Source organism: Paracoccus sp. 22332, from assembly GCF_052045125.1.
Taxonomy (GTDB): Bacteria; Pseudomonadota; Alphaproteobacteria; order Rhodobacterales; family Rhodobacteraceae; genus Paracoccus; species Paracoccus haematequi_A.
Genome location: NZ_JBQEOI010000015.1, coordinates 1 through 20,926, shown reverse-complemented (window position 1 = coordinate 20,926; position 20,926 = coordinate 1). Strand labels below are relative to the sequence as shown.

The window sequence follows — 20,926 nt, the reverse complement described above, 5'->3', positions numbered from 1 at the left end:
GCGCCCCGCTTATGGCAAAGGCGTGAGGCAAAGTCACCGGGCCGTGACGGTCACGAGTGCGTCAGAAAAGGGCTTACTGGTCGGCAGGCTCTCCCTCGGCGACGGGCGCGGCGTCGGTGCCCCGGACCGCGCCTTCCTCCATCTGCGGGGTGCCCGCAGGCGACACCACCGGGGGCGCCGTGCCGTCGGTGCCTTCGGCGCCGGTGATGGGGGTCTCGGCGGGCGGGGGCGTGGTGGCGATGCCGTCGTTCTGTTCGTTCATGCCGGGCCTAAAGACCAGAAATGCCAGGATCGCCGCCAGCAGCGCGACGACGATCGCGATCAGCGCGGGCCGGTGCCGACTGGCCGATCGCTGCGGGTTGTTGTCGTTGTGGGACATGGGGTTCATCTCCGAATGGGTTGGAGATGCAACGGCAGGATGCGAACCCTAGTTCCGATCCGGCACCAGCTTTCCGGGGTTCAGGATGTCATGCGGATCAAGCGCCGCCTTGATCTGGCCCATCAGTTGCCATCCCTCGCCATGCTGGGCGGCCATCAGTCCGCGCTTGCCGATGCCGACGCCATGTTCGCCGCTGATCGTGCCGCCCACGGCAAGCGCCCGTTCCGCCATGCGCAGGGCCACCCGCTTGGCCGCCGCGATCTCGTCGGCATTGCCCGGATCGACCAGCAGCAGGGAATGGAAATTGCCGTCCCCCACATGGCCCAGGATCGGGCCGACCAGCCCCTCGGCGGCGATGTCCTGCGCGGCGGCATGGACGGCGGCGGGCAGATGCGACATCGGCACGCAGACATCGGTAATCAGCCCCGAGGCGCCCGGCCGCAGTGCCAGGCAGGCATGATAGGCGCCGTGGCGCATCCGCCACAGCCGGGCGCGATCCTCGGCCGTGGTGGCCCAGTCGAAGCCCTGGGCGCCGAATTCGGCGGCGATGTCGCCGAACCGGGCCGCATCCTCGCGGACGGCGCCGGGGCTGCCGTGGAATTCGATCATCAGGTGCGGCTTTTCGGGCAGGCTGCTGCCCGAATGCAGGTTGAAGGCGCGGGCAGAATCCGCGTCGACGAATTCGATCCGCGCCATCGGAATCCCCGACTGGATCGTCGCGCTGACGCATTCCACCGCCTGATCCAGGCTGTCGAAGGCGCAGACCGCCGCCGCGACCTCCTCGGGCTGGCCGTGCAGGCGCAGCGTCAGTTCGGTGATGACGCCCAGGGTGCCCTCGGAGCCGACGAACAGCGCGGTCAGGTCGAAGCCCGCGCTGGATTTCGCGGCCCGGGTGCCGGTGCGGATGATCCGCCCGTCGGCCAGCACGACCTGCAAGCCCAGCACATTGTCGCGCATCGTGCCGTAACGCACCGCCGTGGTGCCGCTGGCGCGCGTGGCCGCCATCCCGCCCAGGGACGCATTGGCGCCCGGATCGACCGGAAAGAACAGCCCGGTCGCGCGCAGCTCAAGGTTCAGCGCCTCGCGCGTGACGCCAGGCTGGACGCTGGCCTGCATGTCCTCGGGGCGGATCTCCAGCACCTTGTCCATGCGCGACAGATCCAGGCTGATGCCCCCGCGCACCGGCAGGGCGTGGCCCTCCAGCGAGGTGCCGGTGCCCCAGGCGACCACCGGCAGGCGCGCGTCGTTGCAGGCCGACAGGATCGCCGCCACCTCCTCGGCCGTCTCGGGCCAGGCCACCGCGTCGGGCGGAGGGGATCGGTGGAACGCCTCGGACTGGGCGTGGTGGTCGCGATCCGCGGCGGTTTCGGACAGGCGGCTGCCCAGGATGGTGCGCAAGCGGCCGGAAATCGCGGCGGGCAGGCTCATGGTTGGTCCCCTTGTTGTCGGCGGCAGGTTAGCGGCAAGATGAAACTTGGCAAACCCCACCGCGTTCTGTCATCAACGCTTTACAAAAACGCCATACCGTCGCGCCTGCCAGGCCCTTGCCAGAATTTGGACTTTCCAGGATCCCAGATGGACACCAACCGGATTTCCCCCCTGTATCCGACCGCAGCGCAGGGCGGCCATCACGCCCTGCCCGACGGCCTGCGGCCCGAGACGGGGGCGCGGTCCGACCGGGCCTATGTCACGCTGGTGACCAATCCCGACTACCTTCCGGGGGCCGAGGCGCTGCTGCGGTCGCTGAAGCTGACCGGCACCCGCGCCGATCTGGCGGTGATGCACCGCGGCCTTGGCCCCGCGCATCTGGCCCGGCTGCGCGCCCATGGCGCCCGGCTGATCGCCGCCGACCTGCTGCCGACCTCGGATGCGTTCGACCGCGTCCATGCAAGGGATGCGCTGCACGCCCGCGCGGCGTTCACCCAGGGCGGCAAGCCCGATTTCCACACCCCGCTGGACAATTTCGTCAAGCTGCGGCTGTGGCAGCTGGATTACGACCGCTGCGTCTTCATCGATGCCGACGCGGTGGTGCTGCGGTCCGTCGAAAAGCTGTTCGATCTGCCGGAATTCTGCGCGGCGCCCAATGTCTATGACGGGCTGGACGGGTTCCACCGGATGAACTCGGGCGTCTTCACGGCCCGCCCCGACATCCGCACCTTCAACGCGATGATGTCGCATCTGGACCGCCCCGGCGTCTTCTGGCGGCGCACCGACCAGACCTTCCTGCAAGACTATTTCCCCGACTGGCACGGCCTGTCGATCCATCACAACATGCTGCAATATGTCTGGATGAACATGCCCGAGCTGTGGAGCTGGGAGGATATCCGCATCTTGCATTTCCAATATGAAAAGCCTTGGCAGGACCACGGCAAGACCCATCTGCTGCGCCCGCTGATCGACCTGTGGCGCGCCATCGCCGAGGGTCAGCCGGTGCCCGACCTGGCGGCCCAGGTCCGCCCCGCCGCCTGATGCGCATCGCCCTGACCGGCGCTTCGGGCATCGTCGGCGGCTTCGTGCTGCGCGCGGCGCAGGCGGCCGGACATGCGGTCACGCAATTGGACCGCGGCAGCGGCTTTCAGCTTGGCGATGCCCCGGACCTGGGCGGCCATGACGCGCTGATCCATTGCGCCTTCGCCCACACTCCCGGCCGCTATCGCGGGGGCGAGGGCGACAATCCCGAAGCCTTCCTGCGCCTCAATGGCGACGGCACGCGCCGCCTGTTCGACGCGGCCGCGCGCGACGGGGTGGACCGGATCGTCTTCCTGTCCTCGCGCGCGGTCCATGACGGGCACCCCGCAGGCACAGCCCTGCCCGACGACCTGCCCGCGCGCCCGGCCGATCTCTATGGCCAGGTCAAGGCGGATGCCGAGGCCCATCTTGCAGGACTGCCGGTCAGGGGCACGGCGATCCGCGCGACCGGAGTCTATGGCCTGCGCGGCAAATGGCACGACCTGTTCACCGATTACCGGGCTGGCCGCCCCATCCCGCCCCGCATCGCGACCGAGGTTCATGGCGACGACCTGGCCGCCGCGGTCCTGCTGCTTCTGACGCAGCCGGACCCGCCGGACCAGGTCAATTGCAGCGACCTGATCCTCGACCGCCATGACCTTCTGGCCGAGGTTCGGGCCCTGACCGGCTGCCCGCACCCCCTGCCCGCCCGCGCCGATCCAGCGCCCTTGCGCGTGCAAACCTGCGACCGCCTGCGCGCCATGGGCTGGCAGCCCGGCGGCATGGCGAAACTGCGCGCCACCCTCCCCGGCCTGCTGACTTCTTCTTTGCCCCAATACCCTCGGGGGTAGGACGCCCTTGGGCGTCCGCAGGGGGCGGAAGGCCCCCTGCTACCGCGGGACGCCTCAGGCGCGACGGGCCATTCCCAGGGCCCGCGCCCGTTTGCGCGGATCGGCATCGAACAGCGCCGCAAGCTGTTCGGTGATCGCACCCGCCAACTGGTCCGCATCGGTGATCGTCACCGCGCGCTCATAGTATCGCGTCACGTCATGGCCGATGCCGATCGCCAGCAGTTCGACCATGCGCTTCTTTTCAACCATGGCGATCACGTCGCGCAGGTGCTTTTCCAGGTAATTCGCCGGATTGACCGAAAGCGTCGAATCATCGACCGGCGCGCCGTCCGAGATCACCATCAGGATCTTGCGGACCTCGGACCGGCGGACCAGCCGCTTGTGCGCCCATTCCAGGGCCTCGCCGTCGATGTTTTCCTTGAGCAAGCCTTCCTTCATCATCAGGCCAAGGTTCGGCCGTACGCGCCGCCAGGGCGCGTCGGCAGGCTTGTAGATGATGTGGCGCAGGTCGTTCAGCCGCCCCGGCTGGGCGGGACGACCGGCCTGCAACCAGGCCTCGCGCGATTGGCCGCCCTTCCAGGCCCGCGTGGTAAATCCCAGGATCTCGACCTTGACGCTGCACCGTTCCAGCGTCCGGGCCAGCACATCGGCGCAGATCGCCGCGATGCTGATCGGGCGCCCGCGCATCGACCCGGAATTGTCGATCAGCAGCGTCACCACGGTATCGCGGAACTCGGTGTCCTTCTCGACCTTGAAGGACAGCGGCGTCGTGGGGTTCGCTACCACCCGCGCTAGGCGGCCCGCATCTAGGACGCCTTCCTCCTTGTCGAATTCCCAGCTGCGGCTTTGCTGGGCCTGAAGGCGGCGCTGCAACTTGTTGGCCAGGCGGCTGACCGCGCCGCGCAGCGGTTCCAGCTGCTTGTCCAGATAGGCGCGCAGCCGTTCAAGCTCGGCCGGGTCGGCCAGATCCTCGGCGCGGATTTCCTCGTCCCAGGCTTGGGAAAAGACCTTGTAATCCGCGCTCGCCTCGCTGACCGGCGGCGGCAGGTCGGGCGGAGTGTCCGATTCCGGCATCTCGGCCTCGTCGGTCAGCTGTTCGTCGGACTGGTCGTCCATGCTGACCTGGGCCTGGCGTTCGTCCTGCTGCTGTTCCTGCGATTGCTCGGGGGATGCCTCGGCATCCTCGCTGTCGTCCTGGTCGCGGGACTGGTTGTCGCCCGCTTCCTCCTGCTGTTCGGCATTGTCCTCGGCGTCGTCCTCGGACTGGTCGGGATCGTCGCCAAGCTGATCGCCATAGCCCAGGTCGCTGATCACCTGCCGCGACAGCCGGGCGAAGGCCGCCTGGTCGGCCAGCACCTCGTTGACATGGGTCAGCGACCCGCCCGCCTGCTGTTCGACGAAAGGCCGCCACAGGTCGGCCACGTGCTGCGCGCCGCCCGGCAGCGCGCGGCCGGTCGCGGCCTGGCGGACGATGTATCCCGCCGCCACCGCCAGAGGCGCATCGGCGGGCGCCTTGATCTGGCCATAGCCCTTCTTGTCGGCATCCGCGCCGATCCGGGCATCGATATTGGACAGCGCGCCCGGCATGTCGCGCGCCCCCAACGCCTCGCAGCGGGCGGTTTCCATCGCCTCGTACAATTCGCGCGCCATCGGGCCTGCGGGGGCGAAACGCGCATGGGTCGCCGTGTCGTGGTGGCGCATCCGCATCGCCAGGGCGTCGGCGGTGCCGCGCGCCTGCAACACCTCGTCCCGGCCCATGCGGCGACTGACCTGCGGCAGGCGCATCGTATCGCCCGCCACGCCCGAGGGGTCGGCGCTGAAGGTCACGTTCAGATCCCGGTCGTCGGCCAGGGCCCGGGTCGCCTCGGACAGGGCCTTCTTGAAGGGATCGGCGGGGTTGTCGGACTTTTTCATGCGATTCATAGACCATTGCCTCGCGTCCCAGGCAAGGCCGTTGTGCGGGAACGCAAGGGCTGCTGTGCGCTGCTGCCACGATAAAAACCGAACAACCCCGAAGGTTCGGCGTTACGCTGCGACGGCAACAGACCGAAAGGAGACCCTCATGGCAAAACCCCGCATCGGCGTCATCATCAGTTCCACCCGCGACACGCGCTTCGCCGACAAGCCGGCGCAATGGCTGATGGACAAGGTGAAGAATCACCCGGACCTGGATTTCGAGTTGATCGACCTGCGCGACGCGAACCTGCCGTTCTTCAATGAGCCTGCATCGAACCTGTGGATGCCGTCCAGCGATCCGAACGCGGTCGCCTGGCAGGAAAAGCTGGCCGGTTTCGACGGGTTCATCTTCGTCGTGGCGGAATACAACCGCTCGATCACGGGGGCGCTGAAGAACGCCCTGGACCAGGCCTACAAGGAATGGAACCGCAAGCCGTTCAGCGCCCTGGCCTATGGCAGCATGGGGGGCGCGCGCGCCCTGGAACATCTGCGCCTGATCGGGATCGAGCTTCAGATGGTGCCGCTGCGCAATGCCGTCCATATCGGCGGAGGCGATTTCTTCAAGGTCTCGCCGCTGGGCGCCGATGCCCCGATGTCCCAGATCGAAGGCAACCTGGAAGGCTCGTTGAAGGCGACGCTGGACGAATTGTCCTGGTGGGCCAAGACCCTGCAAAACGCCCGGACCTGAGGGGCCTTGCCGGACAGCGCCTTGGCGGGCGCTGTCCGGGACTGTCAGAGACGGTCCAGATGCGCGTCGATGGCGGCGGCGATCTCGCGCCGGATCACGGCGCGCAGATTGGCCGAGAACCGCTCTCCCAACTCGCCGTTCAACTCCTCCTGCACCATCTCGCGCAGCAGGTCGCGGATGCTCTGCTCCTCGTCGGTCAGGTCGGCCTGGGCCTGCTGCTCGGCGGCGAAGGCCTCTGCCTCGGCGGCAAGCTGGGCGACCGGATCGAAGGCAGGCTCGGGCGGCAAGGCCCAGCCGGACAGGCGCTGTTCGGCAGGCTTCGCCTCGGCCAGGACGATCGGGGCCGGTTCCTCAAGCTCGGGGCGCATCCGCGCTTTCCAGTCGAAGGCTTCGGCGAAATCGTCGGCATCGTCCGCGCCGTCGCCGAGAGCCTGAGCGATGCCTGCCGGTTCGGGCGCGGCCGGGATCTGCGGCTGGGCCTGGATCTCGGGCGCGGCGTCCCGCCCCTCGGGGCGCAGCCAGGCCCGCCACCCCGAAGCCTTGGGCGCGGCGGCCTCGGGCTCATCGACCCGGCGTTCGGCCCCCAGCCGCAGCGGAGAGACATTGGCGGCAGGCGGTACCAGATCCGGCTTGGCCCGCAGGATGAACTGCGGGATGGCGGGCGCGGCGGCCGCATCGGGCATGGTCTCTGCCGGCAGAGGCTCTGCGGAACGGACGGTCGTTTCGACCAACTGCCGCGCCAGGGCGGCATTGCCGCCATAGCGGCGGGCCAGGAATTCGCCGGCATCGTCCGGGATCAGGCTGCTGCGTTCCGCGCGGATGTTGTCGCGCGCCGAGGACAGCGCATCGTCGTCGGCAATCATGCGGCGGATGGCGGACAGGACATCGCCGATGTCTTCCGACAGGCGCGCGGCGTTCTGGGACATGCGGGGGTCAGCCATGGTGCCCCCCGCCGTTCAGAGCATCAGTCGCGTCCGATCGCGCGCAAGACGCGATCAAGGCTTTCGCCCTGCTTGCTGGTGTAAGGCGCATCGCGCACGGCGTTGTAGTATTGCGAAGGGTCATAGGTCGGAATCCCCAGGTTCAGGTGTTCTACCGTAAGACGACCCATAGCAGCCAGAAGTTGATAATGTGCTAACTGGAGATTGGCTTCCGCCGTGATCTTGTCGGCCCGCGCCTCCAGCAGGGATTGTTCCGCGTCCAGAACGTCCAGCGTGGTGCGCGCGCCCAGGGCCGCTTCCTCTCGCACGCCGTTATAGGCCTGCTGGGCTGCGGCGATCTGCTGGTCGATGGCGCCGATCTGCGCACGGGCCACGTCGATATTGGCCCATGATTCGCCGACCTGCTGGCTGATCTGGCGCGACAGGTTCAGCAGCGCCGACCGCGCCTGATCGCGCTCCGCCATGGCCCGGCGGTGCGCGGCGGGCAGACGGCCCCCCGAATAGATGGTCTGGTTCAGTTCCAGCCCGACCGTGGCGCTGTCGCGGGTCTCATAGCTGCCGCCCAGTTGCGTCTGGGGGCTGCGCGTGACGCCCACGCCCAGGTTGCCGGTCAGCGTCGGATTGCGTTCCGCCGCCGCGATGGCAACGCCCAGTTCGGCCGCCGCCGCCCGGCGTTGCGCCTGCGCGATCAGCGGATGGTTGCGCTGCCCGATGGCCCGCGCCTCGTCGACCGAGGCGGGCAGCTTGGGCAGCGGCGGGGGCGCGTCCAGCCGTCCGGGGAATCGGCCGGTCGCCGCCAGATACCCCTCGCGCGCGATTTCCAGGTCCCCTTGGGCCGAGGCCAGCCCCGCCTGGGTCTGCGCAAGCTGCGCATCGGCCAGGGCCACGTCGGTCACGGTGATCTCGCCCACGTCGAAGCGGTCCTGGGCGGCCTGGCGTTCGCGGCCGAGAACCTCGACCGAGTTCTGCTGCAAGGCCACCCGCTCATTGGCCTGCTTGATATCGAAGAACGCCACCGCCGCGGCCAGCAGGATGTCCTGTTCCACCGCCACAAGCCCCTGGCGCGTCGCCAGAACCTGTTCCTTGGCCGCATCGATGGCCAGTTGCGACCGCCCCCAGTCATAGAGCGTCATCTGCGCCCCGATCTGAAGCGAGGTCGACCGCGCCGTGGTATAGCCGGTCAGCCCCTCGGCCCGCTGGACGGTATGGGCAGCGGTCCATTGCACGATCGGGCGCAGCGCCGCGATGGCTGCGGCCACGTCTTCGTCGGCGGCGCGCAGGACGGCGCGGTTCTGTTCGATCAGCGCGGAATGGCGATAGGCCGCGACCATGGTGTCGGCCAGCGATTCGGCCTTGGCCGCCTGCCCCGAGACTGCGATCAGCGCGGCGGCCGCCAGGAAACGAAGCCCCCTCACAGCGAAAAACTCCGCGCGCGTTCGAAGCCCGGCAGCAGCGGCGCGCCCGCGTTGAAGGCATAGCGCCAGACGATGCGGCCGTTCAGGCAATGCCCGATCCTGACCACGCCCAGGGCGCCTTCGACGAACAGCGCGGCGATGCGGCCGCCTTCCTTCAGTTGCGACAGGATCGCCTCGGGCACGTCCTCGACCCCGCCGTTGATCAGGATGGCGTCATAGGGGGCCTGCTTGGCCGCGCCTTCGTTCAGGGGCGCGTTCAGCACGGCGACGTTGAAGACGCCGGCCTCGTTCAGGCGGCGCTCGGCCTCGGCGGCCATGTCGGCGTCCTCCTCGATGGCGACGACGGTCTGGACCAGCCGCGCCAGCACCGCCGAGGAATAGCCATAGCCGCAGCCCAGATCCAGGACCAGATCGTCGGGCTGAAGGTCCAGCATGTCGATCATCTTGCCCAGGGTCCGGGGTTCCAGCAGCACCCTGCCCTGCCCCAGATCCAGGTTTTCGCCCGAATAGGCCACGGCCCGGCGCGAAGGGGGAACGAAATCCTCCATCGGGACCGTCAGCATGGCCTCGATCACAGGGAACTTCGTGACATCATTGGGGCGGACCTGCGTGTCCACCATCATGGTGCGCCGCGCGGCGAAATCGCTCATCTCCGGGAACCTCTGCAAGCTGCTTTGGCGCTTATTGCCACGATTCCGGGGGCTGGGCAACGTCGCACGTTCCCGTCTTGCGAGCGGTCCGCCGATCCTCTGTTCCATGCGAACCTCGAACGGCGGCGGGTTGGCGGAGAGGTTACGCAGTGGATTGCAAAGCCCAGCGTTTCCTTAAGAAAACCAACATTCTCCCTAAAAATTGTCATCAAGACAAACCGGGAACAGCTGGCGAACTTGATAACAGTCGACTAGTCGTGTTGCCAAATGACAGAGCCAGAGGCGGATCGACGTGATGTCGATGAAGCCCGGGAAGCTTTCGGCTGTCTTGTCGTAGCAGGCAGCCGCGCGCCGGGCCTTCTTGAGCTTGTGGAAGCACCGCTCGGCGAGATTGCGCAGCCGATAAAGCCTGCGGTCGACGGCGACCCTGAGCTTCCGGGTTTTGCGCATGGGGATGACCGGCACCACGTCGCGCACCGCCATGGTCTTGCGGATGTTGTCAGAAGCGTAGCCGCGATCTGCGAGCAGAACGCCAGGCTCGGGCAGGGTGTCGGCCATGAGCAGATCGAAGCCGAGGTAGTCCGATGTCTGCCCAGCCATGATTTCGGTTCTCATGGGCAGCCCTGCCGCATTGACCCGCAGATGGATCTTGGTCGAGACCCCACCTCGCGAACGGCCGAAGCCTTGGCGCGGATCTATGTCTCGGATTCGATGGAGTTTCGATCCACGCCCCCGCGAAGGGGGCGACGCTCTGCGGCGACAGGCTTTTGGGTGTCGGCAGAGTTTCGATCCACGCCCCCGCGAAGGGGGCGACCAGGCGTCAGTCGCGGTCGTGGCAGCCTGTGGACGTTTCGATCCACGCCCCCGCGAAGGGGGCGACATGCAGGTCACGGGACCGTCTTTCAGTCGATCGAGTTTCGATCCACGCCCCCGCGAAGGGGGCGACGCGCAATGACCTTGGCCGAGGTGTTGACCAGATCGTTTCGATCCACGCCCCCGCGAAGGGGGCGACGAGCCGGTGGCCGAAGCGGACTTGGACGAGGCTTGTTTCGATCCACGCCCCCGCGAAGGGGGCGACGTCGCGCCCGGCGCGATGGTCACCGGCCCGCCCGACGTTTCGATCCACGCCCCCGCGAAGGGGGCGACACGGACGCCGCGATATGGTGGCGCAGCCTACCGCGTTTCGATCCACGCCCCCGCGAAGGGGGCGACGCAAGGCCGGATAGCCCAACATCGGAGGCAGACATGTTTCGATCCACGCCCCCGCGAAGGGGGCGACATTGCCTGCGTCATGTGGGCCTCCTAGCCGCGATGTTTCGATCCACGCCCCCGCGAAGGGGGCGACTTCATTCGGACGCTGGTGGAAACCCCTGTGATCCCTGTTTCGATCCACGCCCCCGCGAAGGGGGCGACGGGCTAGAGCCGGGCGCAGCTCATCTGCCGTCAGGTTTCGATCCACGCCCCCGCGAAGGGGGCGACGGGCGCTTTTGGCTGACATGGCTGCGACGGACTATGTTTCGATCCACGCCCCCGCGAAGGGGGCGACGTCCCCCCGGCCTGCCAGGGGTCGCCGCTGCGCTGTTTCGATCCACGCCCCCGCGAAGGGGGCGACGACGCCTCCTATACCGCACTGTTGTTATGCCGCAATCTTCCTTGCGAATGCGAAACGGTCAGTTGCGCTCGTCCCAAGGCAGCCGATATGACGGACAGGAAAAGAAAATACAACGATTTCAAAAAGCCGCCCCGATGCGAACCTCAGCGTAAAAGTCGGCACGCTTCATGTTCGCAGGGACAAGAAAACTAGAGAATCAGCGGGCTGTTAAGATCCATCGCGGGTTTTGCACCGACATGCTCGACCCGGCGCGACCAGTTCGAACCAAGATAGTAATAACGCAGGCTGTCGACCTCGGGGCGGATGATCCCTTCCAGGCGCGCCTTCAGCCGGGTCCATTGCGCCGGGTCCACCTCGATTTCGAAGACCGAGAATTGCACCCGCTGGCCGTAATCCTCGCACGCTCGGGCAACCTGACGCAAACGCTTCTTGCCGCCGGTGTCCAGCGTCTTCACGTCATAGGTGACCAGGACCAGCATCTCAACTCCAGAACCAGGGCGGATAGGCGTCCAGATCGCCGCGCAGATGACGCGCCAGCATCTGCGCCTGAAGGTAGGGCACCAAGCCGAACGGCGCCTTTTCCTGCAGGAAGGGATGCTGGCGCTCTTCCTTCCTGCGCTCCTGCCAAGCGGTCAGGACAGTGCGGCGGGCGTCGTCGGTCAGCAGCACCGCACCGCCGTCCATGCGGCGAAAATCCCCCGCTCGCAACTGGCGGCGATTCACCAGGGACAGCGCCAGACGATCCGCCAAGGGCGCGCGAAGCTCTTCCATCAGGTCCAGCGCGAGGCTGGGCCGGCCGGGGCGGTCGCGGTGCAGGAAGCCAACGGCGGGATCCAGCCCGACCGCCTCGCAGGCCGAACGGCAATCATGGGTCAGCAGGGTATAGAGAAAGGACAGGACCGCATTCATCGGATCGAGCGGCGGGCGGCGCGAGCGGCCTGTCCAGCGAAGCTCGGGATCGGGTGAGCGGATGAGGTAATCGAAGACGCCGAAATACAGCGTCGCCGCCTCACCCTCGGAGCCGCGCAACAGATCCACGCTATTGTCGGACAACTGCACGCGGCGCAGGATCATGGCCATGCGATCCGTTGTCCGCTCGAGCCCATTGCGCGCCTCGGCCGTCATCTCGCCGCCGTAATCGCGCAGCGCGCGCCGGATCACCGCACGCTGGTTGGCGATCTTGCCCATGACAATGCCGCGCACCACATCCGTCGCGTCGTCGGCAGCCTGATATTGTGCACGCCGCAGCAGGACATTCCCCGCGACCGGCCCCTCGACCCTGGCCTGGAACCGCCCGGCGCGATCCAGAAGCACCAGTGTGATGCCGCGCTCGGCACAGATGCCGATCAGCGCCGGAGACAGCAGGATCGGCCCGAAGGCGACGACCGAGGCCAGCATATGCAAAGGCACACGCGCCTTTTCAGCCCCCTCGATTTCGGCCACCAGGTTCTCGCCATCCTTCTTCAGGGCGATCCCCTCGGTCGTGACATAGACGGTGTTCAGCAGCTTCTTCATTCCAGCGCCCTTGCCAGCATACGATCGCGCCATTGCCGCACGGGGCGGCGGATCGCCTCGGGCCGGCACAGATCCAAAAGCGAACAGGCCCGGCAGCGGCTGCGATGCGGCGTCGGGGGCGGTGTGCGGCGACTGGCCAGGGCTGCGGCCAGTTCGGCAGCGGTGCTTTCGGTCAGCGCACGCAGATCGGCATCGAAGGGCACGGTGACTCGGCGTTTGGTCTGACCGTAGAACAGTGCGCCCTGTGCCACCGGGCGGCCGGTCATCTCTTCGAGGCAGAGCGCCTGCGCGCAAAGCTGCACCTCGTCGGCGCGGTGCATCTTGGGCTTGCCGCGCTTGTATTCGATGGGGAAAGCGGTTTCGCCATCCGGGCCGGGGAGGAACTCGACCAGGTCGGCGGTGCCGGTCAGGTTCAATCGATGGCACACCAGCGGCAAGGCCATCACCCGCCGCACCCCACGTGCCTTGCGACTGCCGCCCTTGTCGGCAACGGCGTGCAGGACGTCGCCTTCGGCGGTAAAGCGATTCTCGGCCCAAAGCCGCTCCAGATGGATCAGCGCGGCCTGGCGCAGACAATAGACCGCATGTTGCAGCGCCGAGAGGGGAATGGGTTCCTCGGCGGCGGTCATGGCTATTGGCCGCAGGGGTAGAGGACAGTGACCCCTTCAGGCAGCGAGGCTTCATCTACGCGCACGATATAGTCACTGAACTTTCTCGCGGGCGGCAGATTGCTCAATCCCCGATCGTCCAAGTTGCGGAATTCGCCATCTACATTGCGGCCGATCTGGACCAGATCGAATAGCCGATGGGCCGGCGCGTTGCCCAGCATGCTGTCATGGCGAAATACGATCAGCTTTTGCGTATTCATCTCCATCCGGGCCGCCGAACGGTCGTGTTCGAACATGGTACAAAGGGCTTCAAACAACAAATCAAGATCCGGTTGCGAAAAGCCTGTACCCTTGGTCGCATCCCCGGCGAGGCTGGCCGATACAAAGCCGTGGCAGCGATACAGGCCATAGGGCACGATGTATTTCCTGCCCATCGTGCGTTCCTTGGCCGCGTCCTTCTCGTTCGTCACCGACGAGCGGGTGATCGTCACCTCTTGCGGCAGGATCGGCTCGACGGATTCCGAGAACGAGAATTGCACCGGGCCACGCACCTGCCCGGCATTGACCTCGGTCGTCATCACGGCGCCGAAGCTGCGGATGTCGAAGAAATTGTCGCACATCCAGCGGGTGATCTTGCGGCCTTCCTCTTCCTTCGGAAGTTTCTTCGCATCCGACTTGACCCCTAGTGCGGCATAGGCCTCGCCATGCGTGTTGTTCAAGATCGCCTTTTCCCGCATGTAGATGCGATTGGGCGGCGCACCTTCGTGCTTCAGTTCGACATAGTTGCGGACCTTGCGCTTGATCGCGACATCGGTGACCAGCCCCTTCTGCGTATCGTTGTCGATCCGCGGCATGTTGCCATTGTCAGGGTCGCCATTCGGGTTCCCGTTCTTGATGTCGAAGAGAAAGACAAAATCGTATCGGTTGGTGATCGGTGTCATCTGTCTTTACTCCTCGGTGTCGGTGTCGGTGTCGTTTTCGTCGTTCTGGATGGCCTCGCCACGCTTGGCGTAACGTTCTTGGTAATATCCGATCAAGAACAGGCCCTGTTCTTCGGCCGAATGCTGCATCGGCACGGTGTCTGAGAGGCTGGCCCAAACCAGGCCGATGTCGCGGCCGAGGCCTGCGGCGACACGTCTGGCGTGATCGGCATCCTTGATCCAATCGGCATCGGAATGGCCATTGCGCAGCCGTTTCAGGTGGTGATTTTCTGCATTCATCAACAGGGTGGGAAAGACTCGCCCGGGCGTTGCAGCAGCTGCGCTTAGAAACTTGTCCTTGACGGTCGTATTGATGCCATCGCCAAGCGCGGCCAGTTGCGCCCGCTCGATCAGGGCGAACAGACGGCCAAGGCGGCGGGCGGTATTCGGATCGTCGGGATCGGAGCGCATCAGATAATCCTTGTAGTCAGAGCCATCGGCATTCTTTGGCAACCGGCCATCCAACCGCATGTCGCGCACAATCAACCCTTTGATGAGCGAGATGCGTATCCGGTCCAGCACATGATCGCTGCGCACCCGAAGGACTAGCAGGCCCAGAAGGGTCCGCGGGAACCGGGCGCCGGTGATGATCGCCCGCAAAAGCTCGCCCGAGATCAGTGGTGACACCCGGTCGCTGTCATATCTCAACTGGCCATTGCGGATTTCAGCCGGCGCGGTGCGCAGCGTCGCGGCACGGATCGAAAAGACCGGCCTTTGCGGCGCAGGCTCCAACGCCACGTCGCGCAGATAGGCGGCATAGTGATCGGCCAGGGTGCCGAAATCCCCCTCCCAATAGAAGCGCACCGACAGCCGCGCCGCATTGGGCGAAAGACCCAGCAGGAAAATGCGCACGCCCTCGGCAAGGTGCGGTTCGATCTCGCGCAGGGGTTTTCCATCCCGCATCGCCAACAATTTGCTTTCTATCTTTCCCTCGACGAGTTTCTCCTCATCGCCCGCTTTGCTGCGGTCGCCCAGCATCTGGCCGAGCCAAAGTTCGGCATCCTGCGCCGGAACTTCATCAGCGCAATCCGCCCAGAACACCGTCGAGGCATCGCCGATCTGGATGCGATGGCCGCTATTCTTGTCGAGATAGCGGTTCAGCACCGTGCCATAGGCAAAGGCCGCTGCCTCAGAAACGGGGGCATTGTCGCCTTGATCGTGACCGTAAGACTCGAAGGCGTCGAGATTGAAGGACACCAGGCTCGCACCCGAGGATTGCGCCCCCCACACCCCCTTGATCGAGGGATGCAGCCGCGTCACCGGACCAGGCTCGCCCGTCACCAGGCAGACCTGCGGGTCCGAGGCGCCTTCGGCCCCGAGACGCCGCCACAGCGCGCGCGCGGCCGGGCGTTCATGCAGGAAACGCTCGCGATATTCCTCGGCCAGGGCGAAGACGATGTTCTGGTCGCGCATCTCATCGCGCCAGAGGGGTGGAGCGAAGGCGTCCGGGCGCCAGCCGTCCAGGAAGCGCAGGAAAGCCCGCAGGCCAGGATCGTCGGTCTCCGCAAGCCATTCCGCGTGGCGAGCGCGGAAGGCGGCATGCTCCTCCGCCGTCCTTTTGCCGTCACCAGCGGTCACCCCCAGCACATAGGCCGACTTGTCCCACAGGAAATTCGGGGCAATGCCGGCGGTCCGCTTTACGGCCTGCGGCACCAGCAGCATCCTGGGGCTGCGTTTCCTGTCGTCGCCGCGCAGATCCTCGACGCTGGCGACCGATCCGTCCGCGTTCAGCAGCACGCAGAAGCCGATCTTCTCGGTCGAGAAGCCGAAGGGCGGTGCATCGGGCAACCGATCATAGGCCCGCACCAACGAGGCAAGCATGCTCATCCCTTGACCTCCGCACTGCCGGGTTGCGGCACATCCAGTACGCCATCGCGCAGCGCGGCACGGAAAAACAGCGAGGGCCGACCCGGTTTCCCGTGGTCGATGTCCCACAGCATGAAACCAAGATCGCGTGGCGCGCCGAAACCATGCTCGGCGGTTTCCGCCTTGGGATTGCGGGCGGGCAGCGGCGCCTCCGGCGGGATCAGGTCGAAATGGGCGGCGAATTCACGGGTGCTAAGACAGGGCTGATGAAAGCACTGCCCCCGCGCGGCACGGCGGTTGAAGATGTCCAGATGCTTGCCCTCGCTATCGTCGGGGCCTGCTTTGTCCGTCATGTCGAAATGCGCCTCGATCACATAACGGGGTGCGACCAGGACGGTCGAGGCGCGCTGCTGGCGATCCTCATCGACCAGAAGCTGCAAATCCTCCAGGTCGCCGCGCTTCATCGCCTGCCTGATCTTGCCGGCGGGGGCCTTGTGGCCTACCTCGTTGCGGCGGATGGACTGGAAACGGATCGGCTCCAGCACATGGATGCGGTCGATGACCCAGCGGATGGCGGGCTTCCAGTGGATGGCTTCGAGGATGCCGCGCGCTGCCGAGGGCGTCATCACGTCATAGGACATCCGCTCGACCTTTAACTCGGGACGCGTGAACAAGGCGTGCTGGCCCCAGACATGCAGGCGGATACCGTAAGCCATTGTCCCTCTTTAGATTTTCGCTCAGCCTATCGGCCAACAGCAAATAAGCAAGCGGAAATCCGCCTGTATTTGCCTAAAAATTGACGCCCGCAGCAAAGGCGGGCGCCAGCACCCACAAAATCACCTCCAAAGTTTCTATCCACGCCTCATTAGGGCGACTTAGGCCGGTCAACTACAGGCGCGTCAAAATCGTAAGCGCCAATACGGCCCATCTGATCACCAGGCCGATCCACTCTGGAATACGCGGCGGTTTGAATTTCATCTCTCACCCTCCTCCTTCCATACCGGCAAGGATAGCAAACCGAAGCTTGGGTGTAAATTATTGCTTCTTTGGAGGTGATTTTGTACGGCGTCTAAATCAGCCAATCTTCGGTGGCGAGATACTCTGCATGTTCCCACCACAACCCGCTATCCGCATGATAAAGCGCGGTATTGTCCAGCACGCAGAACTGATCCCCTCGCACCGCAGGATGAAGAAAGGTCGCATGGCCTGCCTCGACCAGCAGCGCGCGCGCCTTGGCTGGCACCTGGACGGTATAGACCTGTAGCGCCCGCGCCAGCTTGCCGGAGGGGATAGTCTCAAAGGCCAACTCCCGGATCGCCTCCTCTGCCACCGCATCGCCGCGAATGATGACCGGGACCATGGTGGTCTCGATCATGCGAAAGGACTCGGCCATGCTGCGGAAGGGGAAATCCGTGCCGCTGCGGCCAAGGATCATCTGATCGACCATCGGCTGCCCCAGCCGCGCGGACCCCGCTTTCCAGTAGACATGCTCGAACCAGTCGCGGATCGCGGCGGGGGACAGCAGGTCGTCATGCCGCCCGGCAGTGCTGCGCATTGCCTCGGCCAGAGCCTTCACCTCGGCGGGCATCGGACGACCGGGGGCCGAGAAAACCGTCAGCGTGCTGTCCTCGATCGGCCATTCGCCATTGCGCGACACCCGCCCGGCGGCCTGCACGCAGCTATCCAGCCCCGCCTCGGCCCGCCAACCCTTGGGGAAGGACAGATCCACGCCTGCCTCGATCAGGCTGGTCGCGATCAGCCGGCAGGGCGCGCCAGATTTCAGGCGCGCGCGGATGTCATCCAGAATGGCCCGCCGATGCACCGGATATTGCCGCGTGGTCAGGTGGACCAGCCCCTCAAGTCCCGCAGCCTTGGCGGCGTTGAACAATTCCAATGCATGGGCGCGGCTGTTGACGATGACCATGCCCTGCGGCGTGTCGCGCAAGGCCGCGATCAGGGCGTCGTCGTCCATCTCGCCGCCCTGCACGATGCGGGCGCGGCGCAATTCGCGGGCGAGGCGCACCGGATCGGGCGCCAGTTCGCGGCCTTCCAGCGGCAGGCCGCCTTGTTTCAGCTGGCGGCTGTCGAACGCGGGTTGCGTCGCCGTGCAGAGCACCACCGAACAGCCGTAATGCGCGCAGAGCGTATCGATCATCCGCAGCGCGGGCATCAGCAGCTTGCGCGGCAGGGCCTGCGCCTCGTCCAGCACGATCACGGAACCTGCGATGTTGTGCAGCTTGCGGCAGCGCGACGGACGCGCGGCGAAAAGACTTTCGAAGAACTGCACATTGGTCGTAACAACCAGAGGCGCGGCCCAGTCCTCCATAGCGAGGCGAAGCTTGTCCTTGCTTTCCGGATGGATCTTTTCGTCGTCGATGGCCGAGTGATGCTCCAACACCGCATCGCCGAAAAGGCCGCGGAAAATGGCCGCGGTCTGATCGATGATCGAGGTATAGGGGATCGCGAAGATAATCCTGCGATGTCCGTGGCGCGCCGCGTGGTCCAGCGCAAAACCCAATGATGCCAGCGTCTTGCCACCGCCGGTGGGCACGGTCAGCGTGAAAAGGCCCGGCGCCATCGCCGCAGCCTGCCGGACGTGGTTCAGGATCTCGGCGCGCAGGCGGTTGATGCGGCCATTCTGGCGAAATCCCGCCATATGCGCATCGAAGGCGCCTCTCCATTCCGGCAACAGATCGGCCAGGGCCGGCCAGTCGCGATCCGGCCGCGTGCCGTTCAGTCCGGCATAGAATGCCTCGGTGTCGCGGAAATCCGCATCGACCAGACAGGAAAACACCATGCGGGCTGCGACCGACAGGTCGAAGCCGCAAGAGGCCGGGCGCATCAGCTTAGCCAGCTCCCTGGCGACCGGGCCAAAATCCGGGCTGGTCGCGGCCGAGATTTCCGGCGCGATCGGGTCGCGGAAGGCATCGAGCCGGCGCTCCATACTGCTGTCGGCGCCATGGCGATCAGGCAACCCGGCGTGATGGCCCAGGATGGCATAGCCGATCACTTCGGAAATCGGTCGCAAACCGGCAGGAGTCCGGGCATGCAGCAGGGCAGCCCCAGCCGTCGAATGATCCACACGCAATTTTTCGCCGGAGAGGATGCGATCAAAGGCGGGGTCATATTTGCCAAAGTCATGGAAACATCCCGCCATATGCGCCGCCGCCCGCAACCCAAGGGGCACAGCTCGTTCGGCAGCCAGAGAAGCCGTATTTTCCAGATGGTCGGCCAGCAATTGCCAATCGCTTCGATCATCACGAATACCCGTATGCGCATAGTATTTCAAAATCTTCATTCCTCCAGCCGCAGGCTGTTGACTGGTAATGATTCGAGCAACGAGTATTACCAGCGGTGGGGCAGAGCTGCTCCTACTCGCAAACCAGTGCTTTCTGAGGTGTTAATTCCTGGCCTCTGGTGGATCTGGTTCATGATGAATCCATCTGGCTCTGAAGTCCAGATTTTGCAGATGTATTCGTAGGGCGTGAGACCACCGAGGGTCTTCAGCCGACGCGCAAAGTTGTCGGCTGCCATGAAGTCGGCAAGATGCGTGCGCCGTTGCTCGTAGTTGTCATGGTGGAAGCGCCTGACGGTCGCCTCCCTGATCGTGCGGTTCATCCGCCCTACATGGACTTGTCGCGTATTTGTGGCGCCCCTTGATCGCATACTGTGCAGCAAAGGAGATGAAGCATGCCACGGTTGAATTTCGCAAGGATGCGGTGCGCATTGCACCGACGAGCGGGCTTTCGCGACGTCAGATTGCGGATGATCTGGGGGTCGGCGTGTCGACTTTGAACAAATGGGTGAACACCCCTCGGGACACGGATGTGGTCTCAGCAGAGGACCGCGAGCTTGCCCGGGAGAATGAACGGCTTCGACGCGAGATCCGCATCCTCAAGGAGGAGAGGGAGATCCTAAAAAACCGTCACGGGCCGCAACCCGCCTGTGCGCGGTATAAACAGCCTGTGGTATCCTCGATGGCCTGAAGGGCAGTTGCCGATCGCTTATTGGAGGTCAAACCCCGTTAAAAAACGTGGCACATGGGCTGATGCGCACTTGAGAGTGGTGACGCCACGACTGTGGCGATCCCGAATAGGAAGATGACGGACTTGCATGGCCCACGCCCTTCTTGCCTGTAGGAGGAGATGCCATGACGAAGATTGCGACCGGCGGCCACCCGTACCTGAAGATGGTCAACCCTGCGGCGGCAGCGATCGATATCGGATCGACCATGCACATGGCAGCGGTAAACCCCGCGGCCTGCGAGACACCTGTCAGGGATTTTGGCACGTTCACTTAGGACCTGCATGATCTGGCGGATTGGTTCAAAGCCTGCGATGTGACCAGCATCGCCATGGAATCAACAGGCATTTACTGGATCCCGGTGACGTTGCCCCCTGCGGCTAATCCAGTTTGACGTAGACTCTGGCCCAACCGAGAGGACCAGAGATGAAGCGCAGCAGGTTCACCGAAGATCAGATCATCGGTATTTTGAAAGAGCATGAGGCTGGGATTTCCGTTGCCGATCTTTGCCGCAAGCATGGCGTCAGCGATGCCACCGTTTACAAGTGGAAGGCCAAGTATGGTGGTATGGATGTCAGCGAGGCGAAGCGGCTGAAGGGGCTAGAGGATGAGAATGCTCGCCTGAAGCGGCTGCTGGCCGATGCGATGCTCGACAATGCGGCGCTGAAAGATCTTCTGGGAAAAAAGTGGTGACGCCCGCCGGAAAGCGGCAAGCGGTCGCGCATCTGGTGGCGGGCCACGGGATGAGCGAACGGCGGGCGTGTCGGGTGATCGGCTGCTGCCGCATGACCATGCGCTACGAGGCGATCCGGCAGGACGACCCTGTGCTGCGCGAGCGGCTGAAGGAGTTGGCGCGGGTGCGCCGCTGGTTCGGCTACCGTCGGCTGCACGTGTTCCTGCGGCGTGAGGGCCATGTGGTGAACCACAAGCGCCTGTTCCGCATCTACCGCGAGGAACGGCTGCACGTGCGCCGTCGTGGCGGGCGGAAGCGGGCCATCGGCACGCGGGCACCGATGACATTGCCTTTGATGCCGAACCAGCGCTGGTCGTTGGA

General features: G+C 65.3%; 17 protein-coding genes, 4 pseudogenes and 1 CRISPR repeat array. Of the genes and pseudogenes, 6 read left to right on the top strand and 15 right to left on the bottom strand.

What is annotated here, in order from left to right:
• Positions 1 to 73: 73 nt before the first annotated feature.
• A complete protein-coding gene (locus ACTJI6_RS14670; RefSeq protein ID WP_126152788.1) occupies positions 74 to 379 on the bottom strand; it encodes a hypothetical protein in 306 nt (101 codons plus the stop codon).
• A 48-nt stretch (positions 380 to 427) separates the two neighbouring features.
• On the bottom strand, positions 428 to 1,807 hold the full coding sequence (locus tag ACTJI6_RS14665) for an FAD-binding oxidoreductase (protein ID WP_126152789.1): 1,380 nt from the start codon (positions 1,805 to 1,807) through the stop codon (positions 428 to 430).
• Between the two features lie 147 nt (positions 1,808 to 1,954).
• Between ACTJI6_RS14665 and ACTJI6_RS14660 the strand changes: the two genes are divergently transcribed.
• Both ACTJI6_RS14660 and ACTJI6_RS14655 read left to right on the top strand, forming a co-directional pair.
• Positions 1,955 to 2,848 (top strand): glycosyltransferase, encoded by an 894-nt coding sequence (locus ACTJI6_RS14660; RefSeq protein ID WP_440801732.1) that lies wholly within the window; start codon positions 1,955 to 1,957, stop codon positions 2,846 to 2,848.
• Positions 2,848 to 3,678: an NAD-dependent epimerase/dehydratase family protein gene (locus tag ACTJI6_RS14655; protein WP_440801729.1), complete on the top strand. Its 831-nt coding sequence runs from the start codon at positions 2,848 to 2,850 to the stop codon at positions 3,676 to 3,678. The genes ACTJI6_RS14660 and ACTJI6_RS14655 overlap by 1 nt, the downstream gene beginning before the upstream one ends.
• Positions 3,679 to 3,732: 54 nt before the next feature.
• Here ACTJI6_RS14655 and cobT read toward each other — a convergent pair whose 3' ends face one another.
• Positions 3,733 to 5,592, bottom strand: coding sequence for a cobaltochelatase subunit CobT (gene cobT, locus ACTJI6_RS14650; protein WP_440801728.1), 1,860 nt, complete (start codon positions 5,590 to 5,592; stop codon positions 3,733 to 3,735).
• Positions 5,593 to 5,740: 148 nt separating this feature from the next.
• On the opposite strand from cobT, the gene ACTJI6_RS14645 reads away from it, so the two are divergent.
• Positions 5,741 to 6,322 carry an NADPH-dependent FMN reductase gene (locus ACTJI6_RS14645; RefSeq protein ID WP_440801727.1) on the top strand — a complete coding sequence of 194 codons (582 nt, stop codon included), beginning with the start codon at positions 5,741 to 5,743 and terminating at the stop codon, positions 6,320 to 6,322.
• A gap of 44 nt (positions 6,323 to 6,366) precedes the next feature.
• Here the strand turns inward: ACTJI6_RS14645 and ACTJI6_RS14640 are convergent, their stop codons facing one another.
• The 12 genes and pseudogenes from ACTJI6_RS14640 to ACTJI6_RS14585 form a co-directional block, all read right to left on the bottom strand.
• Positions 6,367 to 7,263 (bottom strand): hypothetical protein, encoded by an 897-nt coding sequence (locus ACTJI6_RS14640; RefSeq protein ID WP_440801726.1) that lies wholly within the window; start codon positions 7,261 to 7,263, stop codon positions 6,367 to 6,369.
• Between the two features lie 23 nt (positions 7,264 to 7,286).
• Positions 7,287 to 8,678, bottom strand: a complete 1,392-nt coding sequence (locus ACTJI6_RS14635; protein ID WP_440801724.1) for a TolC family outer membrane protein — start codon at positions 8,676 to 8,678, stop codon at positions 7,287 to 7,289.
• Entirely contained in the window at positions 8,675 to 9,328 is a 654-nt protein-coding gene (locus tag ACTJI6_RS14630) for a protein-L-isoaspartate O-methyltransferase family protein (protein WP_440801723.1), read from the bottom strand. Before ACTJI6_RS14630 ends, ACTJI6_RS14635 begins: the two co-directional genes overlap by 4 nt.
• A gap of 258 nt (positions 9,329 to 9,586) precedes the next feature.
• A pseudogene (locus tag ACTJI6_RS14625) lies at positions 9,587 to 10,036 on the bottom strand (IS5 family transposase); the annotation flags it as partial.
• Between the two features lie 8 nt (positions 10,037 to 10,044).
• A CRISPR array of direct repeats spans positions 10,045 to 10,940; the repeat unit is 32 nt; unit sequence GTTTCGATCCACGCCCCCGCGAAGGGGGCGAC.
• Between the two features lie 188 nt (positions 10,941 to 11,128).
• Complete coding sequence (gene cas2 / locus ACTJI6_RS14620; RefSeq protein ID WP_440801721.1) at positions 11,129 to 11,419, bottom strand: CRISPR-associated endonuclease Cas2; 291 nt, start codon at positions 11,417 to 11,419, stop codon at positions 11,129 to 11,131.
• A gap of 1 nt (position 11,420) precedes the next feature.
• A complete protein-coding gene (cas1c, locus tag ACTJI6_RS14615) occupies positions 11,421 to 12,455 on the bottom strand; it encodes a type I-C CRISPR-associated endonuclease Cas1c (protein WP_440801719.1) in 1,035 nt (344 codons plus the stop codon).
• Positions 12,452 to 13,084: a CRISPR-associated protein Cas4 gene (gene cas4, locus ACTJI6_RS14610; RefSeq protein ID WP_440801718.1), complete on the bottom strand. Its 633-nt coding sequence runs from the start codon at positions 13,082 to 13,084 to the stop codon at positions 12,452 to 12,454. Before cas4 ends, cas1c begins: the two co-directional genes overlap by 4 nt.
• Before the next feature lie 2 nt (positions 13,085 to 13,086).
• Entirely contained in the window at positions 13,087 to 14,004 is a 918-nt protein-coding gene (gene cas7c, locus ACTJI6_RS14605; protein ID WP_440801716.1) for a type I-C CRISPR-associated protein Cas7/Csd2, read from the bottom strand.
• A gap of 6 nt (positions 14,005 to 14,010) precedes the next feature.
• The gene (gene cas8c / locus ACTJI6_RS14600) at positions 14,011 to 15,864 is read right to left on the bottom strand and encodes a type I-C CRISPR-associated protein Cas8c/Csd1 (RefSeq protein ID WP_440801713.1); all 1,854 of its coding nucleotides are present in this window, start codon (positions 15,862 to 15,864) and stop codon (positions 14,011 to 14,013) included.
• 2 nt (positions 15,865 to 15,866) lie between these two features.
• Entirely contained in the window at positions 15,867 to 16,565 is a 699-nt protein-coding gene (gene cas5c, locus ACTJI6_RS14595; protein ID WP_440801710.1) for a type I-C CRISPR-associated protein Cas5c, read from the bottom strand.
• A gap of 353 nt (positions 16,566 to 16,918) precedes the next feature.
• Positions 16,919 to 19,147: a CRISPR-associated endonuclease Cas3'' gene (locus ACTJI6_RS14590; RefSeq protein ID WP_440801709.1), complete on the bottom strand. Its 2,229-nt coding sequence runs from the start codon at positions 19,145 to 19,147 to the stop codon at positions 16,919 to 16,921.
• Positions 19,148 to 19,194: 47 nt separating this feature from the next.
• Positions 19,195 to 19,476, bottom strand: a pseudogene (locus tag ACTJI6_RS14585) (hypothetical protein); the annotation flags it as partial.
• A 56-nt stretch (positions 19,477 to 19,532) separates the two neighbouring features.
• Here ACTJI6_RS14585 and ACTJI6_RS14580 point away from each other — a divergent pair.
• The 3 genes and pseudogenes from ACTJI6_RS14580 to ACTJI6_RS14570 form a co-directional block, all read left to right on the top strand.
• Positions 19,533 to 19,778, top strand: a pseudogene (locus tag ACTJI6_RS14580) (transposase); the annotation flags it as partial.
• A gap of 221 nt (positions 19,779 to 19,999) precedes the next feature.
• Positions 20,000 to 20,149, top strand: coding sequence for a hypothetical protein (locus ACTJI6_RS14575; protein ID WP_440801707.1), 150 nt, complete (start codon positions 20,000 to 20,002; stop codon positions 20,147 to 20,149).
• Positions 20,150 to 20,298: 149 nt separating this feature from the next.
• A pseudogene (locus tag ACTJI6_RS14570) lies at positions 20,299 to 20,926 on the top strand (transposase); the annotation flags it as partial.

Bases quoted from the DNA above. Each gene is read 5' to 3' on its own strand.
- ACTJI6_RS14630 (WP_440801723.1), bottom strand. From the start codon at position 9,328: ATGAGCGATTTCGCCGCGCGGCGCACCATGATGGTGGACACGCAGGTC.
- cas1c (WP_440801719.1), bottom strand. From the start codon at position 12,455: ATGAAGAAGCTGCTGAACACCGTCTATGTCACGACCGAGGGGATCGCC.
- ACTJI6_RS14645 (WP_440801727.1), top strand. From the start codon at position 5,741: ATGGCAAAACCCCGCATCGGCGTCATCATCAGTTCCACCCGCGACACG.
- ACTJI6_RS14655 (WP_440801729.1), top strand. From the start codon at position 2,848: ATGCGCATCGCCCTGACCGGCGCTTCGGGCATCGTCGGCGGCTTCGTG.
- ACTJI6_RS14670 (WP_126152788.1), bottom strand. From the start codon at position 379: ATGTCCCACAACGACAACAACCCGCAGCGATCGGCCAGTCGGCACCGG.
- cas2 (WP_440801721.1), bottom strand. From the start codon at position 11,419: ATGCTGGTCCTGGTCACCTATGACGTGAAGACGCTGGACACCGGCGGC.
- ACTJI6_RS14575 (WP_440801707.1), top strand. From the start codon at position 20,000: ATGACGAAGATTGCGACCGGCGGCCACCCGTACCTGAAGATGGTCAAC.
- cobT (WP_440801728.1), bottom strand. From the start codon at position 5,592: ATGAAAAAGTCCGACAACCCCGCCGATCCCTTCAAGAAGGCCCTGTCC.
- ACTJI6_RS14590 (WP_440801709.1), bottom strand. From the start codon at position 19,147: ATGAAGATTTTGAAATACTATGCGCATACGGGTATTCGTGATGATCGA.
- cas7c (WP_440801716.1), bottom strand. From the start codon at position 14,004: ATGACACCGATCACCAACCGATACGATTTTGTCTTTCTCTTCGACATC.
- ACTJI6_RS14665 (WP_126152789.1), bottom strand. From the start codon at position 1,807: ATGAGCCTGCCCGCCGCGATTTCCGGCCGCTTGCGCACCATCCTGGGC.
- cas5c (WP_440801710.1), bottom strand. From the start codon at position 16,565: ATGGCTTACGGTATCCGCCTGCATGTCTGGGGCCAGCACGCCTTGTTC.
- cas8c (WP_440801713.1), bottom strand. From the start codon at position 15,864: ATGCTTGCCTCGTTGGTGCGGGCCTATGATCGGTTGCCCGATGCACCG.
- cas4 (WP_440801718.1), bottom strand. From the start codon at position 13,084: ATGACCGCCGCCGAGGAACCCATTCCCCTCTCGGCGCTGCAACATGCG.
- ACTJI6_RS14660 (WP_440801732.1), top strand. From the start codon at position 1,955: ATGGACACCAACCGGATTTCCCCCCTGTATCCGACCGCAGCGCAGGGC.
- ACTJI6_RS14640 (WP_440801726.1), bottom strand. From the start codon at position 7,263: ATGGCTGACCCCCGCATGTCCCAGAACGCCGCGCGCCTGTCGGAAGAC.